13 protein-coding genes and 1 tRNA gene are annotated in these 17,016 nt (G+C 59.1%); 6 read left to right on the top strand and 8 right to left on the bottom strand.

Annotation, left to right across the window (positions count from 1 at the left end; genetic code table 11):
• Window positions 1–12: 12 nt before the first annotated feature.
• The 4 genes from ACZRKZ_RS12065 to ACZRKZ_RS12050 all read left to right on the top strand — a co-directional run bounded on the left by ACZRKZ_RS12065 (window position 13) and on the right by ACZRKZ_RS12050 (window position 3,742).
• A complete protein-coding gene (locus ACZRKZ_RS12065; protein WP_463966903.1) occupies window positions 13–1,389 on the top strand; it encodes an L-serine ammonia-lyase in 1,377 nt (458 codons plus the stop codon).
• A 39-nt stretch (window positions 1,390–1,428) separates the two neighbouring features.
• A complete protein-coding gene (gene gcvT, locus ACZRKZ_RS12060) occupies window positions 1,429–2,553 on the top strand; it encodes a glycine cleavage system aminomethyltransferase GcvT (protein ID WP_463981689.1) in 1,125 nt (374 codons plus the stop codon).
• A gap of 388 nt (window positions 2,554–2,941) precedes the next feature.
• Window positions 2,942–3,157, top strand: coding sequence for a cold-shock protein (locus ACZRKZ_RS12055; RefSeq protein WP_463981688.1), 216 nt, complete (start codon window positions 2,942–2,944; stop codon window positions 3,155–3,157).
• A 96-nt stretch (window positions 3,158–3,253) separates the two neighbouring features.
• Window positions 3,254–3,742 (top strand): RDD family protein, encoded by a 489-nt coding sequence (locus ACZRKZ_RS12050; protein ID WP_463981687.1) that lies wholly within the window; start codon window positions 3,254–3,256, stop codon window positions 3,740–3,742.
• A gap of 7 nt (window positions 3,743–3,749) precedes the next feature.
• On the opposite strand, the gene nadA is transcribed toward ACZRKZ_RS12050, so the two are convergent.
• From nadA to ACZRKZ_RS12035, 3 genes are all read right to left on the bottom strand, one after another.
• A complete protein-coding gene (gene nadA / locus ACZRKZ_RS12045) occupies window positions 3,750–4,808 on the bottom strand; it encodes a quinolinate synthase NadA (protein WP_149411987.1) in 1,059 nt (352 codons plus the stop codon).
• 254 nt (window positions 4,809–5,062) lie between these two features.
• Window positions 5,063–5,755 (bottom strand): RES family NAD+ phosphorylase, encoded by a 693-nt coding sequence (locus ACZRKZ_RS12040; RefSeq protein ID WP_463981686.1) that lies wholly within the window; start codon window positions 5,753–5,755, stop codon window positions 5,063–5,065.
• Window positions 5,749–6,153: an antitoxin Xre-like helix-turn-helix domain-containing protein gene (locus ACZRKZ_RS12035; RefSeq protein WP_463981685.1), complete on the bottom strand. Its 405-nt coding sequence runs from the start codon at window positions 6,151–6,153 to the stop codon at window positions 5,749–5,751. Before ACZRKZ_RS12035 ends, ACZRKZ_RS12040 begins: the two co-directional genes overlap by 7 nt.
• 650 nt (window positions 6,154–6,803) lie before the next feature.
• Here ACZRKZ_RS12035 and ACZRKZ_RS12030 point away from each other — a divergent pair.
• Window positions 6,804–8,519, top strand: coding sequence for a ShlB/FhaC/HecB family hemolysin secretion/activation protein (locus ACZRKZ_RS12030; protein ID WP_463981684.1), 1,716 nt, complete (start codon window positions 6,804–6,806; stop codon window positions 8,517–8,519).
• A 118-nt stretch (window positions 8,520–8,637) separates the two neighbouring features.
• Entirely contained in the window at window positions 8,638–13,593 is a 4,956-nt protein-coding gene (locus ACZRKZ_RS12025; protein WP_463981683.1) for a hemagglutinin repeat-containing protein, read from the top strand.
• A gap of 435 nt (window positions 13,594–14,028) precedes the next feature.
• Here the strand turns inward: ACZRKZ_RS12025 and ACZRKZ_RS12020 are convergent.
• From ACZRKZ_RS12020 to pal, 5 genes are all read right to left on the bottom strand, one after another.
• Window positions 14,029–14,104, bottom strand: a tRNA-Lys gene (locus ACZRKZ_RS12020).
• Between the two features lie 63 nt (window positions 14,105–14,167).
• A complete protein-coding gene (gene queC, locus ACZRKZ_RS12015) occupies window positions 14,168–14,857 on the bottom strand; it encodes a 7-cyano-7-deazaguanine synthase QueC (protein WP_149411984.1) in 690 nt (229 codons plus the stop codon).
• Between the two features lies 1 nt (window position 14,858).
• A complete protein-coding gene (gene queE / locus ACZRKZ_RS12010) occupies window positions 14,859–15,506 on the bottom strand; it encodes a 7-carboxy-7-deazaguanine synthase QueE (protein WP_149411983.1) in 648 nt (215 codons plus the stop codon).
• Window positions 15,507–15,671: 165 nt separating this feature from the next.
• On the bottom strand, window positions 15,672–16,505 hold the full coding sequence (gene ybgF, locus ACZRKZ_RS12005) for a tol-pal system protein YbgF (RefSeq protein WP_463966912.1): 834 nt from the start codon (window positions 16,503–16,505) through the stop codon (window positions 15,672–15,674).
• A 6-nt stretch (window positions 16,506–16,511) separates the two neighbouring features.
• Window positions 16,512–17,012, bottom strand: a complete 501-nt coding sequence (gene pal, locus ACZRKZ_RS12000) for a peptidoglycan-associated lipoprotein Pal (protein WP_133099567.1) — start codon at window positions 17,010–17,012, stop codon at window positions 16,512–16,514.
• Between the last annotated feature and the right edge of the window lie 4 nt (window positions 17,013–17,016).

Here is a 17,016-nt window from a genome sequence, read left to right as displayed (position 1 = left end):
CGGAGAACAACCATGTCTTTAAGCGTGTTCGACCTGTTCAAAATTGGCATCGGCCCCTCCAGTTCCCACACCGTCGGCCCGATGCGTGCTGCAGCGCGCTTCGTCGAGGGCTTGCGACGTGACAACCTGTTGAGTGCGACCACCCGCGTCAAGGTCGAACTCTACGGCTCGCTTGGCGCCACCGGTAAAGGCCACGGCAGCGACAAAGCCGTGTTGCTGGGCCTGGAAGGCGAACACCCGGACACCGTGGACACTGAAACCGTTGCTGCACGCTTGCAGGAAATTCGCAGCAACGGGCGCTTGAACCTGCTCGGCGAACACAGCATTGCGTTCAACGAGAAAGAACACCTGGCGATGATTCGCAAACCCCTGGCCTATCACCCCAACGGCATGATCTTTCGTGCCTTCGATGAGGCGGGCCTGCAAGTTCGCAGCCGCGAGTACTACTCGGTCGGCGGCGGGTTTGTGGTGGATGAAGACGCGGCCGGCGCCGACCGGATTGTCGAGGACGCCACCCCCCTGACCTTTCCCTTCAAAAGTGCCAAGGACTTGCTTGGCCATTGCGCCACCTATGGGCTGTCCATCAGCCAGGTGATGCTGACCAACGAAAGTGCCTGGCGCCCGGAAGCGGAGACCCGCAGCGGCTTGCTGAAGATCTGGCAGGTAATGCAGGACTGTGTGGACGCGGGCTGTCGCAACGAAGGGATTCTGCCCGGTGGCCTCAAGGTCAAGCGGCGGGCGGCGGCGCTGCATCGCCAGTTGTGCAAGCACCCGGAGTCGGCGCTGCGTGATCCGCTGTCGGTGCTGGACTGGGTCAACCTCTACGCCCTGGCGGTCAACGAAGAAAACGCCAACGGCGGGCGCGTAGTAACCGCGCCCACCAACGGTGCGGCCGGGATTGTGCCCGCGGTGTTGCACTACTACATGCGCTTTATCCCCGGTGCCAGCGAAGACGGCGTGGTGCGCTTTCTGCTCACCGCCGCCGCCATTGGCATCCTCTATAAAGAAAACGCCTCGATCTCCGGCGCTGAAGTCGGTTGCCAGGGTGAAGTGGGCGTCGCCTGTTCCATGGCCGCCGGCGCCTTGTGCGAGGTGTTGGGCGGTACGGTTTCCCAGGTGGAAAACGCTGCCGAAATCGGCATGGAACACAACCTCGGCCTGACCTGCGACCCCATCGGCGGGCTGGTGCAGGTGCCCTGTATCGAGCGCAACGCCATGGGTTCGGTCAAGGCCATCAATGCGGTGCGCATGGCCCTGCGCGGCGATGGGCAACACTTCGTCTCGCTGGACAAGGTCATCCGTACCATGCGCCAGACCGGCGCCGACATGAAAAGCAAATACAAGGAAACCGCACGTGGCGGTTTGGCAGTCAACATTATCGAGTGCTGACGTTCTCAAGCACGTCCGTACGTTTTTCAGGAGCTGAATATGTCCACCGAAACCCTGTTGAAAACCCCGCTGCACACCCTGCACATTGAACTGGGCGCGCGCATGGTGCCGTTCGCCGGCTACGACATGCCGGTGCAATACCCGTTGGGCGTGATGAAGGAACACCTGCACACCCGTGAACAGGCCGGGTTGTTCGATGTATCGCACATGGGCCAGATTCGCCTGACCGGCGCCAACGCCGCCAAGGCCCTGGAAACCCTGGTGCCGGTGGACATCATCGACCTGCCGGTGGGCATGCAGCGCTACGCCATGTTCACCAACGAGCAGGGCGGTATCCTCGACGACCTGATGGTCGCCAACCTGGGTAACGACGAACTGTTCCTGGTGGTCAACGCCGCCTGCAAGGATCAGGACCTGGCCCACTTGCGCCAGCATATCGGTGACCAGTGCACCATTGAGCCGCTGTTCGAAGAGCGCGCCCTGCTCGCCCTGCAAGGTCCGGCGGCGGTCAGCGTATTGGCGCGACTGGCGCCTGAGGTCAAGCACATGACCTTTATGCAATTCGCTCCTACGCGCCTGCTGGGCGTGGACTGCTACGTCAGCCGCTCCGGCTACACCGGCGAAGACGGTTTCGAAATCTCCGTGCCGGCCGCCAGTGCCGAAGCCCTGGCCCGCAGCCTGCTGGCAGAAACCGAAGTACAGGCCATTGGCCTTGGCGCCCGCGACTCCCTGCGCCTGGAAGCCGGCCTGTGCCTCTACGGCCATGACATGAACACCGAAACCACACCGATTGAAGCCAGCCTGTTGTGGGCCATCTCCAAGGCCCGCCGCGCCGATGGTGCACGCGCTGGTGGCTTTCCGGGTGCCGACAAGATCTTCACCCAGCAGCAAGCGGGTGTCAGCCGCAAGCGCGTTGGCCTGCTGCCGCAGGAGCGTACCCCGGTCCGTGAAGGCGCAGAAATCGTCGATGAACACGGCACAGTGATCGGTAGCGTGTGCAGCGGCGGTTTTGGTCCGAGCCTTGGCGGCCCGCTAGCCATGGGGTACCTCGACAGTGCATTCGTTGCGCTGGATACCGAGGTCTGGGCGTTGGTGCGTGGGAAAAAGGTGCCACTTCGTGTAAGTAAAATGCCATTCGTGCCACAACGTTACTACCGTGGTTGATTGGCTGTTCCTATAAGTAACGCGAATGCGGTTGTGTGCACTAATCTGTAACGCAACCGCCACAAAAAAGTGCACTGACGATAGTCAGCGTTATGTGCCTTAACCTATAACAAGTGATCAAGCCTATCGAATAAGCCTTATGCCAAACGTTGACCGAAGTGTCATAAAACTGAGGAAAACCGTGGCTTGCAGAGGGCTTGTTTTTTCCATATTAGTTGGCGTAGAGTTTGCCTACTGTGTTTGCATGGGTCGCTTGGAACCTGGACCTGGGCAGTAGCCAAAGTTTGCTACAACCCGTTCGACGTCTCTTACTTTCCTGCAATCCAGCCCAGTACTCTTTCATGTGAAAGGGGCTGTCATTAACTTTTAGCGTCAAGGAAATAAGAAAATGGCTGATCGTCAGAGCGGTACCGTCAAGTGGTTCAACGACGAGAAAGGGTTTGGTTTTATCACTCCAGAAAGCGGTCCGGATCTGTTCGTGCATTTCCGCGCGATTCAGGGCAATGGCTTCAAGAGCCTTAAAGAAGGCCAGAAAGTGACCTTCATTGCCGTGCAAGGCCAGAAAGGCATGCAGGCTGACGAAGTACAAGCAGCAGAAGGCTGATCCTTGCTGCGACAAAAAAGCCTCTGATGGTGACATCAGAGGCTTTTTTATATGTTTTATCCGTAAAATGGCTTTTTTCCTTCCGAGAGCCCTGCCATGTCGAAACACCTGCTAAGCCCTCAAGGCGATTTTCCCGCCGCTGGCCTGGGCCGTCGTCTGGCAGCGATGTTCTATGACTTCCTGTTGTGCACCGCCCTGCTGATCGTCACAGCCCTCATCTACAAGCTGGTGTGGATGGCCTTTGTCGGTGAAACCAAAATGCGTGCGCTCTCTGAGTCCGGTGCCCTGGACGGTGATCCATTGCTGTCGACGATTTTGTTTTTTGTGTTGTTTGGTTTCTTCGCCAAGTTCTGGACCCATTCCGGGCAGACGCTGGGCATGCAGGTATGGGGCGTGCGGGTGCAGAACGCGGATGGCTCGCGGATCAGCCTGTGGCAGGCTTTACTGCGTTTTGTGGTGTCGATTGCGTCGTGGTTGTGCGCTGGGCTGGGGTTTATCTGGTCGCTGGTCGACAAGAAGAAGCGCAGCTGGCATGACATCTATTCCGACAGCCAGCTGGTTCGTATTCCAAAGAAGAAAAAATAAGCGCTTATCAGGCGTTGCCCGCCAGTTTCAGGCGCGCGGCCTGGGTAAAGTCCAGCATGCGCTTGAGCGGGCGCACCGCGTGGGGGATCACCGACGGCTCGACGAAGATCTCGTTACTGCCCTCGCGCAAACACTGCAGAGTCCGCTCCAGCGTATTCATCGCCATCCACGGGCAGTGCGCACAACTGCGGCACGCCGCGCCGTTCCCAGCGGTCGGCGCTTCGACAAACACCTTGTCCGGGCACAACTGCTGCATCTTGTAGAAGATGCCGCGGTCGGTGGCGACGATAAAAGTCTTGTTCGGCAGGCGCTGCGCGGCGGCGATCAACTGACTGGTGGAACCCACGGCATCGGCCAGTTCGATCACCGAAGTCGGTGATTCCGGATGCACCAGAATCGCCGCGTCCGGGTACAGCGCCTTCATGTCTTCCAGTTGCTTGGACTTGAACTCTTCGTGGACGATGCAGGCACCGTCCCACAGCAGCATGTCGGCACCGGTCTGGCGCTGGATATAAGTGCCCAGGTGTTTGTCCGGGCCCCAGATGATGGTCTCGCCGTTGTCCATCAGGCTTTCGACGATCTCCAGGGCGCAACTGGAGGTCACCACCCAATCGGCACGGGCTTTGACCGCCGCCGAAGTATTGGCATAGACCACCACGGTGCGCTCGGGATGCTGGTCGCAGAACGCGGAAAACTCATCCACCGGGCAACCCAGGTCCAGGGAGCAGGTAGCTTCCAGGGTGGGCATCAGGATGCGTTTTTCGGGGGTGAGGATTTTGGCTGTCTCGCCCATGAAGCGCACACCGGCGACCAGTACGGTCTTGGCCGGGTGAGCGGCGCCAAAACGGGCCATCTCCAGAGAGTCGGAGACACAGCCGCCGGTTTCTTCGGCCAGGGCCTGGATTACCGGGTCGCAGTAAAAGTGAGCCACCAGCACCGCGTCCTGAGCCTTCAGCTCGGCGGCGATAGCGGCACGTAAAACCGCTTCCTCGGCAGCACTGAGCACCTTGGGCTGTTTGGCATCAAGGTGGGCTTGAACCAGAAGACGTTCGGAAATTTGCGTCATGTTCGCAAGACCTGCAGGCGCAGTTGCGCGAAAGTCGAGTGTACCACCGGCTCTGGGCCCCTTGCGGGTACCGCCGGACGAAGTGATTGTGTTCATCAGCACGGACAACGGTGAAGCTGCGCAAGGCTACAGAATATCGATTGGATTCAAAAGCCTAATCTGGGGTGCGGGCGCTTTGTCCGTTGTAGCTGGTGGTGCTTACCACCGGCTACAACTACAAATACGCTCGCATCGCCCAGGAAGAAGCCAGGCCGTCAGGCTTCGCTGATTTTGTTGACACTGGTGATCTCACCGTTCCAGATCATCTCGTAATGCGCCGTTTGAACGATGGATGAGACAGGCATGGGCGTCATCAACGCCCAACAGTGGCTCTCTTGTGAACGCACCGACCTGTACCGCAGGCCGGGAAAGCCTGCTTCCTTGATAGCCCTCCCCAAACGATGGGAGTGCGTGTAATCGTCGGGATCGTAAATGGGATCAGTCATAGGAATGGATGTCGCATCCTTCATCGAATTATCCACGAAGGAACAGGACAGCCCCCTGAACATAAAGCGCTCGTAGTTGAGGCCGCGAACGTTCGACCAATACTGACTCTGATGATGACGCACCTCTGCCAGTGCAGTCTCCATCGTGGCGGCCAGGTACAGCACACCGAAGCTGCCATCGCTGAAACGCGACCCGGCTGGATTTACATGAGTGAACGGTGCCGTTGCATATGAACACCCAGGAATGCCGAAGGGGATTTCCTTGCGAGGTATCAACTCAATAAGACCGACCTCGTTATGCAGCCTGGGATTGGTCAGAGCCTGAATCTGATAGAGCGCATCAAATTCGTCTGCGCTCGCCACGTCGTCAAACAGGGCAATGGGCGGAAACTTTGAGTTGACCAGTCGATAGGCCTGCAATTGCTCTGCGGCCATATCTGACAACTGACTCAGCATCACCACTGCGCTCCACGTAGAACATCAATCCGGCGAAACGTCTCGTACAGGGAAATCATATCGCCTTGGGCCATGATTTCGAGGGGCGTACGACCGTTGAAAAAGCTGTTGTCATTCGCCATCGCCGGGAAGCCATATACGTTCTCGGGATTATCAAAGACCAGGCGAAGCGCTGCGTGGATGTTCAGTACAAAGCTGATTCGCTGCATCTGGTCAGAATCCAGGCCCACCGACCAATCAACATCACGCTGCTTGGCACGCGTATAGGTGCTGCGGGAAATACGCAAGATACGGCAAGCCTGGTCACTGGTTGCCTGCCATTTTTCGAGAATGCCTACGGCAGCGCGCAGACCGGTCACGCATTGGTCCTTGGAAAATGCTTGCGCTTGGAGGGGTAGTGTCATGGTCACAACCTCACACTTAATCTACAGACTCAAATATAAGAACTTTGAACCTATAGATCAACCCAAAGCAACTACCCTACCTTTTTACACGCCAAAAAAAACCCGGAAATCCTCACTATCGTGGGCCTTCCGGATTTTCTAAACTGCAATATCAGCTAGTTAGCTGCTAAAGCCTTCGCCAGCAGATCCTGAGAAACGTCGAGAGCCTGAGCCTTGAGACGACGCGGTGAAGTCCAGGCCGCCAGGGCTGCGGCGATTGCGCAGATCAATGAGTCGATTCTGGTTCGAGGGCAAAACTGAGCTGAAACATGACAGCCCCGCTCTCTTGCCGAGGCAGGGGCTGTACTTGCCGACCACTGATAAACAAACCGATTAACAGGCTCCGCTGCAACAATCTAAAAGCACCCTTCGCGACATCTTTCACTATGCCAGCCAGCAAAGCCGATCTATTCCAAGCGTATGCTTGCCCTCCCCGCACCTTCTTTGTGCACTTTTTTACTGAATAACGCGGCACTCCTCACGTTTTATGTAATAAATCCGACACCGATGTAACAATCCGCTTAATGATGGCTCAACTATGGCAAGTCCCTGAGTTCACCATCTGGCTCCAGGGGCATGGATCGTCCGTATTTTCACGTTAAGGATGTCGAGTGCCGAATCAGCCCTCAACCGAGCGTCTCCTTCTTACCCGGAGCCTGATCGTTTCCCTGCTCTGCCTGGGCTCATTACCGGTGGTTGCTGCCGATGGGCCGCAGGCCGGCCAAGAAGCCCTGCGCTTGCAGCAACAACAACAGCGCGACCTGCAACAGCTGCAATTGGAACAACGCCAGCGCCAGATGCAGCGAGGCAGTTTCGGCACCCAACCAGAAGCGCCAGCACTGCCTGCAGACACCGTGAAAGATGAGCGCTGCTGGCCCCTGAGCGGTACGCGCCTGGCCGGGGTCACGCTGTTCAGCAAGACCGAGTTCAACACGCACATCGAACCCTATGTGGCCTCCTGCATGGGCGTCACCCAGATCAACCGACTGCTGGCCGAGATCACCCGCCTGTACGTCGAGGCTGGCTATATCGCCAGCCGTCCTTACCTGATCAGCACCCCGGCCGCTGGGCAGCCCCTGGATATCCACGTCGAAGAAGGCTATATCGAAGCCATCGAGCTGGCCGACCAGAGCCTGCCAGTGTCTTTGCACGGGGCGTTCCCTGGAATGCTCGGCAAACCATTGAACCTGCGAGACCTGGAGCAGGGCCTGGACCAGCTCAATCGCCTGCGTTCGGTGGACCTCACCGCCGACATTGCGCCCGGCAGCGAGCCAGGCGCTTCGCGGCTCATCCTGCGCTCACGCAGCAGTGCCTCGCGCTGGGGCCTGGGCCTTGGAGTGGATAACCTCGGCAGCGCCGGCACCGGGCGTGATCGCAACTCCATCAGCCTGAACCTGGACAGCCCGTTGCAGCTCAACGACTCGCTCAACTTAAGCTTCAGCGACACCCTCAACCACGGCCCGCGCTACAGCCGCAGCAACAGCCTGTTTTATTCCATCCCCTACGGTTACTGGACCTACAGCCTGTTCGCCAGCCATGCCGAATACCGCTCGCCATTCAAGCTCAGCAGTACCACGTTCTATAACAGTGGCCGCACCGATCAGGTCAGCCTGCGTACCGACCGTGTGCTGTGGCGCGATCAGGGCCATCAACTGAGCGCCAACTTGCAATTGGCCTACAAGGACGTCGACAGCTACCTGCAAAAGGTTCGCCTGGGGATCCAGAGCCCGACGCTGACCGTGGCCGAGGCGGGATTGAACCTGTTCTGGCTCAACAGCGCGGTGTGGAACCTGGACGTCAATTACGCCCAGGGCCTGACCTGGTTCGGCGCCGATCGGGATGCCGACCAAGTGCAAAAGAACCTGCCCCAGGCGCAGTTCCACAAGTACCGCGCCAACCTCACCCAATGGCGCAATGGCCAGCTCAACGGCCAACCGTGGCAGTGGCAAAGCCAGTTATCGGCGCAGTACAGCCCCGACGCCTTGCCCGCCATCGAACAACTGCTGGGCACCGACGATTCGGCGGTGCGAGGCTATCGCGAGAACAGCGCTTCCGGTGCCATCGGCGCGGTCTGGCGTAACACCCTGCGCTTACCGCTCAACAGCGACCTGCCGATCAAGATCACCCCACGCCTGGGCCTGGACAACGGCTTGGTCAAGCGTGAGCACGGCTCCCAGAGCCAACGTCTGAGCGGTGCCAGCGCCGGACTCAACCTGAGCTGGAAGAACGTGCAGCTCGACTTCGACTACCAACGCAACCTGAACACCCCTGCAGGTTTTGGCCAGGAGCCGGAAGTTTGGCTGACGCGCCTGAGCTTGCAGATATGAGCTTGCACAGATGAGCCGATGCCCGATTAGCCTGACATAACCGCTGTACCTGACCCCACAGCAGCCTCGCACCGAACGACGCACTGCGCGGATCAGCCAACATAGAGCGAGACTTTTTATGCCCAATGACATACACAGCTTTCACCTCTCCCCCAGCGGCAAACTGCGCTGGGCCATCGCCAGCCTGTTCCTGTTACCTCAACTGGTATTGGCCGGTGGTTTGACGGTAGTCGAGGGCCCTGGCGGCACCCCGCAACTGCAAAATCAGGGGGGGGTGCCAATCGTCAATATCGTCGCGCCCAATGCCGGCGGCCTGTCGCATAACCAGTTCCTGGACTACAACGTCGATCGCCAGGGCGTGGTGCTGAACAACGCCCTGCAGGCCGGGCAATCCCAGCTCGCCGGGCATCTGGCGGCCAACCCGCAATTCCAGGGCCAGGCGGCCAGCGTGATCCTCAACGAAGTGATCAGTCGCAACGCCTCGACCCTCAACGGCGCACAGGAGATTTTCGGGCGGGCGGCCGATTATGTTCTGGCCAACCCTAACGGGATCTCGGTCAACGGTGGCAGCTTCATCAACACCCCCAACGCCAACCTGGTGGTAGGCCGTCCCGAGCTCAATGACGGCAAACTGCAAGCCTTGAGCACCCGCGATGCTCGCGGCCAACTGACGGTGCAAGGCCAAGGCCTGCAAAACCGTGGTGGCTCGATCAACCTGATTGCCCCGCGCATCGACAGCCAGGGCCGTCTCGACGCCCGTGACCAATTGAACCTCACCGTCGGCCGCAACCAGGTCGACTTCGCCAGCGGCGAAGTGCGCAAGGTCGACCCGGCCAGCAAGACCCAGGACCAGCGCATCGACGCCAGCCTGTTCGGCGCGATGCAGGCCGGACGCATCAACATCATCAGCACCGCCGAAGGCGCAGGTGTGCGGGTCGGCGCGGTGCAAGTAAGCGGCCGCGACGGCGTAAACGTCAGCTCTGCCGGCGACCTCGATATCAGTGGCCAAGTGCACGCCAATAGCCTGGAGGCCAATCGCGCCGGGGTGCAGAGCCACCAAGGCGATGTCAACCTGCACAGCGGCAAGGACTTGAACCTGGCCGCTACTGATGTCAGCGGGCGTAACGTCAAGCTCGACGCCAGCCGCAATCTGACCCTGAGCAGCCTGGAAAGCCGCAAGCTTCAGGAAGATCGTCACAAGTGGGAAAACAGCAACTTTCTGTTCACCTACGAAACCTATGACGCCACCACCACCGACAAGGACTCGCGCCAGCACGGCAACAAGGTCGTGGCCCAGCAGAATGCCACGCTGTCTTCCGGCGCCAAGACCGAAATCAAGGCCAGCAGCGTTGAAGCAGGCGACACCCTGAACATCAAGAGCGGCGACGATCTGCGCCTAAGCGCCGCCACGGAGACCCACGAAACCCGCGACCAGGGCAAGCACCGCAAGCACCTGTGGAAAGCCAACTGGGACAAATCCAGCAGCGAGCAACGCAGCGTCACCAGTAGCCTCAAGGCCGGCAAGAACCTTGAGCTGACCAGCCAACAAAAACTACAACTGCAAGGCGCTGAACTGAAGACCCCGGGCGACATTCAACTGGCCGCCCGACAAGTTGAAATCACCAGCGTCAGCCGCACCCAGAGCAACAGCGACAACGCCTACTCTGGCGACTTGGTAGGCGGCAGCTTCTTCGGAAAAAACGGCGACGGCGACAAGGGCAAGACCTTGAACACCGGCAGTAAGGTCAACGCTGACGGCAAACTGATCGTCAAGGCTGACGAAGTGCGCATCAGCGGCAGTCAGGCCCGTGGCGGCAAGCAAGCCAGTGTGATCAGTGAGAAAGGTTCGCTGGTGATCGACGGCGTGCGCGATCTATCCCACGACAACAGCTACAGCAAGGACAGCAAGTTTTTCGGTATCTCCAAGGACGAAAGCCGCAAGAACCTCAAGGACAGCACCGTCGTCGCCAGCAACCTGCGCTCGGACAGTAACCTCAAGCTGCAAAGCGCCAAGGACATCGAAGTCAGTGGTTCCCAGGTCTCGGCGGCAGGCGAGTTGAAGGCTGACGCCAAGGGCGACATCAAGATCGCCTCAGTTGAAAACACCTCCCACGACACCACCAGCACCCACATCCGTGGTTTTGACGGCTACGCTAAGGAAACCGCCGACGGCACCCGCCAGTACCGTGCGGGCGTGCGTTATGAAGACCAGCAGCAAACCAGCAAGACCGACACCACCCGCCAGCAGGCCTCCAGCCTCAGCGGCGGCACCCTGGCCGTCACGGCGAATGGTGATTTAAGCGTCAAGGGTTCCGACCTCAAGGCCACCCAGGGCGATGCAACCTTGAGCGGCAAAAACGTCGACCTGCTGGCGGCTCACGACAGCACCACCAACACCACCGACAAGACCACCGCCGGTGGCGGCGTCTACTACACCGGCGGTCTGGACAAGGCCGGCAGTGGCGCAGAGTTCAGCCATCAGAGCAGCCACGACACCCGCAGCAAAACCACCGCGCAAACCAGCAACGTGGCAGCGACAGGCAAGCTGACCATCAATGCCGGCAACACCCTCACCAGCCAGGGCGCACAGGTCAAGGCCGGTTCCGAGTTGCAGGTCAATGCCGCCCAAGTCGATAACCAGGCGGCCCATAACAGCGAAACCAGCACCCACAAAGAGAACGGCTGGACCGCCGATGTCGGCGCGAATGTCGAATACAAAGGCATCACCCGCCCGATCGAAAAAGCCGTCGAAGGCTTGGCCCAGACCAAGTTCCATCAGCCTGGGCTGCTGGACGCGTTCGAGCAGCCCAATGTCGGGCTCGATGTGGAAGTGGGTCACACCAACAAGACCCGGACCCAGCAGGACAGCACGGCGGTGGTCAGCCAGTTCAGCGGCGCCACGGTGCAGGTCAATGTGGCAGGCCAGTTGAAGGATGAAGGCACCCAATACCGTGCCACTGATGGTGAGTTGAAGATCGATGCCGGCAGCCACGTTGCCACGGCGGCGGCCAATACCCACAGTAGCAGCGAGCAAGGCGTGGACGCCAAGGTGGGCGTGCGGGTCTACACCACCACCGGTGAAGACCTGAACGTACGCGGCAGCGGTACCGGCGGCAGCAGCGACGTGCGGAAAACCTCCAGCACGGCAGTGGTCGGCAGCTACGCCGGGACCCAGGGCGTCAACCTCGACGTCAAGGGCGATGCCCGTTATGAAGGCAGCCAGTTCAATGGCGGCCAGGCGGGGGTCAACCTCAAGGCTGGCGGTGAGCTGGCGCTGAACCAGGCCAACGACACCCAGAGCAAAAACAGCAACACCCTGCGCGGCAATGGTTCGTTGACCGTGGGCACCGCACCGGGCGCCAGCGGCACTAACGTCAACCTCGGGGCCGGCGTGCAACTGGACCACAAACGCCTGGACACCCAGGACAGCCAGGCCCACGTCGCGACGATCCAGGGCAACGGCCCGATCCTGCTCACCAGCGGCGGCGACCTGACCCTGCAAGGCACCCAGATCGGCAGCAGCACCGCCAAGACGGGTGACATCAGCCTCAATGCCGGTGGCAAGCTGAACCTGCAGGCGGCAACCGACACCCACGTCAGCAGTGGCAGCAACCTGGGCGGCGGTCTGACCGTCGGTGCGGGCAAGACCAGCAGCGCCGAAAGCAGCAGCAAGACCGCAAGCCTCAGCGCCAACTTCAACATCGGCAAAGTCGCGGAAAACGACCAGGGCGTCACCGTTGGGCAGTTGCACAGCAACGGCAAGGTCACTCTCGCCAGCGCTGCTGACACAGCCGATGCCATCTACCTGCAAGGCACTCAGGTCAAGGCCGGCAGCGTCAGCCTCGATGCGCAAAAAGGCGGCATCCTGCAAGAGTCGGCGCAATCGACCCAGGCTCACAACAGATGGGGCGTGGGCCTTGGCGCAGGCGGTAGTGGCGGAAAAACCACCCTCGCCGATGCCGGTGAACACGACACGCCAAAGACCCAGCACGGCATCAATGCCCGAGCGAAAGTCGATGTCGATCATCTGCAAGGCACCACCCAGCACGACAGCCTGATCAAGGCCGACAACGTGGTTATCAACAGCGCTGGGGATACTCACCTGGCTGGAGCGCGGATCGAAGCGGATCAGGTCAGTGGCAAGATTGGTGGAGATCTCGTGGTAGAGAGCCGCAAGGACCAGATCAGCAGCACTCAGGTCAATGTCGATGCCAAACTGGATGTCGAGAAAAACCAGCCCGGCGTAGTCGACAAACTGGCCAAGACCACCGGCCCGCTCAAGGACAAGGTACAAGCCAAGGCCGAGGGCGCATTCGACAAACACCGCGAGAAACTGGAGAACGTCGTCGACAAAGGCACCGAGCATTTGGTCTCAGCCAAAGACAGCGTGGTCAACACCGTCGGTAATGCCAAGGAGCGTCTGGGGGAGAAACTCACCCGCAGCGGCAGCTACGACGTCAACCCAGAACCACGCGGCGCCTTCGGCACCAGCGTGGACAAAGCCAAGACCTACCTGGCGGACAAGAAGGATGCCTTGGGCACTCGCCTGTCCGGCGTCAAAGATAAGCTCTGGCCGAAAACCAGTGACAGCTACTCCGTCAGCGACAAGAACACCACTGGCAGCTCAGTGGCCAATACCACAGAAAACGTGCTGTTCGGCGACAAGAGCGGTAACACCGCCTACACCCCGACCTTGAACCTGGACGTCAGTCATATCGTCAAAGACAGCGTCACCCAAGCATCGGGCATCAGTGGCAACCAGAGCGTCAATCTGCAGGTAGGTGGGGACACTCGACTGACCGGCGCACGGATCAGCGCCAGCGACGGTAAGGTCAACCTCGGCGGCTCCAGCGTCACGACCACTACCTTGGCAGGTAGCGACTACCGCGCTGATGTTGGGCTGAACGTCTCGAAGTCGCCGGTTAACCTGACTCTTGGTGCGAAGGATGAACTGACCCAGAAACAGGACGAGGCCACCCGCAAGGATCAAGCCTTCAACCTTGGACCGCTACGGGTTGGCGGGCACAGTGACAGCCAGGAGTTGCAGGCTGGGATTGATCAGAAGATCAACTAAGTAGGAGTGGCCCTCAGTGGGAGCGAGAATACCCGTTCTCACTGGGGCCATCGTTGCGTCAGCCTTTTGCTAACGCGATGCAGCTATCACGCAGAGTGATCGTTGAACCAGGTGACCGCATTACCCACCGTACGATCCACTACATCCGGCTGATCATAGTATTGAAAATGATTGGTACCGTTCTCCCAGATGAGTTTCTTGCCTGAGGTGGGGATCGATTCAAAAATGCCGGCGAGCCGCAGCCGGGTTCAGACAGCTATCAGAATGCACGAATGCATTCGATTTCGCTTCGACAGCGCAGCGATATACCGGTGGGAGTTTGCCAGCCAGCGAAACAACACTTCCCGATCCCGTACATTCACCAAATCGCAGGCAAAAAAAAACCCGGAAATCCTCACTTTCGTGGGCCTTCCGGATTTTCTAAACTGCAATATATGGTGGGTCGTGTGGGATTCGAACCTACGACCAATTGGTTAAAAGCCAACTGCTCTACCAACTGAGCTAACGACCCGCTTCGTGGTGGTGCGTATAATACTGATTTCTAACGGAAATTCAACACCTAATACGAAATAAATCAGAAATAACGTGTTGGGTCACTGATTCCGGCTGCCGAGAAGCCTTCTGCACGCAGGCGGCAGCTGTCGCACTTGCCACAGGCACGGCCCTGATCGTCTGCCTGATAGCAGGAAACGGTGAGTGCGTAATCAACCCCAAGACGCACGCCTGCCTTAACGATATCGGCTTTGCTCAGGTTCTGCAGGGGAGCCTGAATGCGGAAGCCCTGCCCCTCTACACCGGCCTTGGTAGCCAGGTTGGCCATGCGTTCGAAAGACTCGATGAACTCGGGACGGCAGTCTGGGTAGCCTGAGTAATCCACGGCATTGACGCCGATAAAGATGTCTCGTGCATTGAGCACTTCTGCCCAGCCCAGGGCCAGGGACAGGAACACGGTGTTGCGCGCCGGCACGTAGGTCACTGGAATGCCTTCGCTGGGTGCTTCGGGGACGTCAATGGAGCTGTCGGTCAGGGCCGAGCCGCCAATGCCGTTGAGGTTCAGGCTGATTACCTTGTGTTCAACCACACCCAGGTCGCGAGCAACGCGGGCGGCAGCATCCAGTTCGGCGCGGTGACGCTGGCCGTAGTCAAAGCTCATGGTGTAGCAGCTGTAGCCGTCAGCACGAGCCATGGCCACTACGGTGGCGGAATCGAGGCCGCCGGACAGCAGGATCACAGCACGTTTTTGATCTAGCGTTTGTTCAGTCATTTCAGCGCCCCGGCTCGTCATTCCAAAGATATTTATGCAGTTGCAGTTGCAGGCGTACCGGCAAATTGTCCGCGACCACCCAGTCGGCCAGTTCGCGAGCGTTCAAGTCGTGGTGGCTTGGAGAAAACAGCACCTCGCCTGCGCGCCGGTCGAGACCATACTGGATCAGCTTGGAACTGGCCCAGTCGTAGTCGTCACGGGAACAGATGACGAACTTGACCTGATCGTTGGCCGTCAGCAGCTCGATGTTCTCGTAGCGGTTGCGATTCACTTCCTTGGAGCCAGGCGTCTTGAGATCGACCACTCGGCTTACCCGAGGGTCTACCGCGGAAATATCCAAGGCACCACTGGTTTCCAGGGACACCTCGTAACCGGCATCACATAGTTGCTTGAGCAAAGGAATGGCATTGGGCTGGGCCAACGGCTCGCCGCCCGTCACACAGACGTAGCGGGGCCGGTAGCTGGCAACCTGCTGGAGGATGTCTTCGAGGGTACGCACGGTACCGCCACTGAAGGCGTAGGCGCTGTCACAGTATTGGCAGCGTAGCGGGCAGCCGGTGAGGCGCACAAATACTGTGGGCAAGCCGGCGGTGCGCGTTTCACCCTGTAACGAGTAAAAAACTTCGGTAATACGTAATGTATCTTGCATAGTCGCCACGGGCGTAACAGCTAAACAGGCTGTCCGCCTCCGTCAGGCACTTCAAGGAGCTCCGCTAACGCGCAAACCCCAAAAAGCGTGTTTCATAAAAGGGCGTGGATTCTAACGAAAAAACCCGCGACAAGCGCGGGTTTCTTCCAAGCGGAGCAGCACCGCTTACATACGCTGCAGATCACGCTGGGCCAACTGAGCGGCGGATGTACCCGGATATTGGGCCACCACTTGCTGCAGAATGCCTTTGACCTTGTCGGCATGACCCAAGCGGCGCTCTACGTCAGCAAGCTTGTACAGCGAGTCAGGCACCTTGGCGTGCTTTGGGTAGAGCTGGCTGACCTTGGCAAAAGCCTGGCCTGCACCTTGCAGATCACCCTTGGCCAGGTTCACCTCACCCAACCAGTATTGGGCATTGCCCGCATACTGACTGTTCGGGTATTTGCGCAGGAAAGCGGCGAAAGCCAGGCTGGCCTTGTCGAAATCCTTTGCCTTGATCAGGTCGAAGGCTGCGTCGTAGTACAGCTTTTCCTTCGCTGGATCACCCGGTTCACTGCTGGCGGCAGGGGCCTGACTGGCAGCCCCAGCCCCCGCAGCTGCACCACCGGCGGCGCTTGCGGCGCCACCGGCAGAAGAATTATCAGGAGTGGCGGCTGGTGTAACGCCGGTTCCTATGCGCCTATCAAGATCCTGGTATCGCTCCAGGCCTTCTTGTTTCAGGCGATTTACTTCATTTTGCAGAACTTCAATGGTGCCTTGTTGCTGCGCCAATTGATCCTGCATACGTTGCAGCTGGTTGAACAGCTCGCCCTGTGCCGAAGGAGGGGCCGTAACCCCACCTCCGGCATAGGCGCCGTTCGTGCCATAACCTGCTGGCGGATAGCTGCTCCCGCTATTGTTATAGCCAGAGTTGCTATCTTCCACAGGAACCGCAGCCCACACCGCAAGCGGTGCGAGGCTGAGAGCCAATACAGTTACAACACGACGGCACGTTCGCATGACGAATTACTTACGCAGTTCGACGCGACGGTTTTGAGCCCAGGATTGCTCGTCGTTGCCGGTAGCAACTGGACGCTCTTCACCGTAGGAAACCAGTTCCAGCTGAGCTGGGGAAACGCCTTGCAGTACCATGTAGCGCTGAACGGCTTTCGCACGACGCTCGCCCAGAGCCATGTTGTACTCACGAGTACCACGTTCGTCGGTGTTACCTTCCAGAACAACGCGAGCGCCGTTAGCTTTCAGGTCTTTGGCGTGAACGTCCAGAGCGCGCATGGCTTCTGGCTTCAGGTCCGAACTGTCGTATTCGAAGTAGAAAGTGGTGATAGCGCGCAGAGCAGCTTCTTCGCTCAGGGAGCCGTCAACTGCACCAGTGTTAGCGCCGTAACCAGCGTTTGGATCAACAGCTGCGCCTTCACCGGCATTGTCGCCGCCTTTAGACGAGCAACCAACGGCTACGGACAAAGCCAGAGCCAGAGCAGCAAACTTACCAAACTTCAGCATTTCCATCGTG

It is taken from the genome of Pseudomonas sp. c313 (genome assembly GCF_055407145.1).
This window is presented reverse-complemented; position numbering and strand designations above follow the sequence as displayed.

Coding starts and splice junctions, on each gene's coding strand:
- ACZRKZ_RS12065 (WP_463966903.1), top strand. CDS start 13: ATGTCTTTAAGCGTGTTCGACCTGTTCAAAATTGGCATCGGCCCCTCC.
- gcvT (WP_463981689.1), top strand. CDS start 1,429: ATGTCCACCGAAACCCTGTTGAAAACCCCGCTGCACACCCTGCACATT.
- ACZRKZ_RS12055 (WP_463981688.1), top strand. CDS start 2,942: ATGGCTGATCGTCAGAGCGGTACCGTCAAGTGGTTCAACGACGAGAAA.
- ACZRKZ_RS12050 (WP_463981687.1), top strand. CDS start 3,254: ATGTCGAAACACCTGCTAAGCCCTCAAGGCGATTTTCCCGCCGCTGGC.
- nadA (WP_149411987.1), bottom strand. CDS start 4,808: ATGACGCAAATTTCCGAACGTCTTCTGGTTCAAGCCCACCTTGATGCC.
- ACZRKZ_RS12035 (WP_463981685.1), bottom strand. CDS start 6,153: ATGACACTACCCCTCCAAGCGCAAGCATTTTCCAAGGACCAATGCGTG.
- ACZRKZ_RS12025 (WP_463981683.1), top strand. CDS start 8,638: ATGCCCAATGACATACACAGCTTTCACCTCTCCCCCAGCGGCAAACTG.
- queC (WP_149411984.1), bottom strand. CDS start 14,857: ATGACTGAACAAACGCTAGATCAAAAACGTGCTGTGATCCTGCTGTCC.
- queE (WP_149411983.1), bottom strand. CDS start 15,506: ATGCAAGATACATTACGTATTACCGAAGTTTTTTACTCGTTACAGGGT.
- ybgF (WP_463966912.1), bottom strand. CDS start 16,505: ATGCGAACGTGCCGTCGTGTTGTAACTGTATTGGCTCTCAGCCTCGCA.
- pal (WP_133099567.1), bottom strand. CDS start 17,012: ATGGAAATGCTGAAGTTTGGTAAGTTTGCTGCTCTGGCTCTGGCTTTG.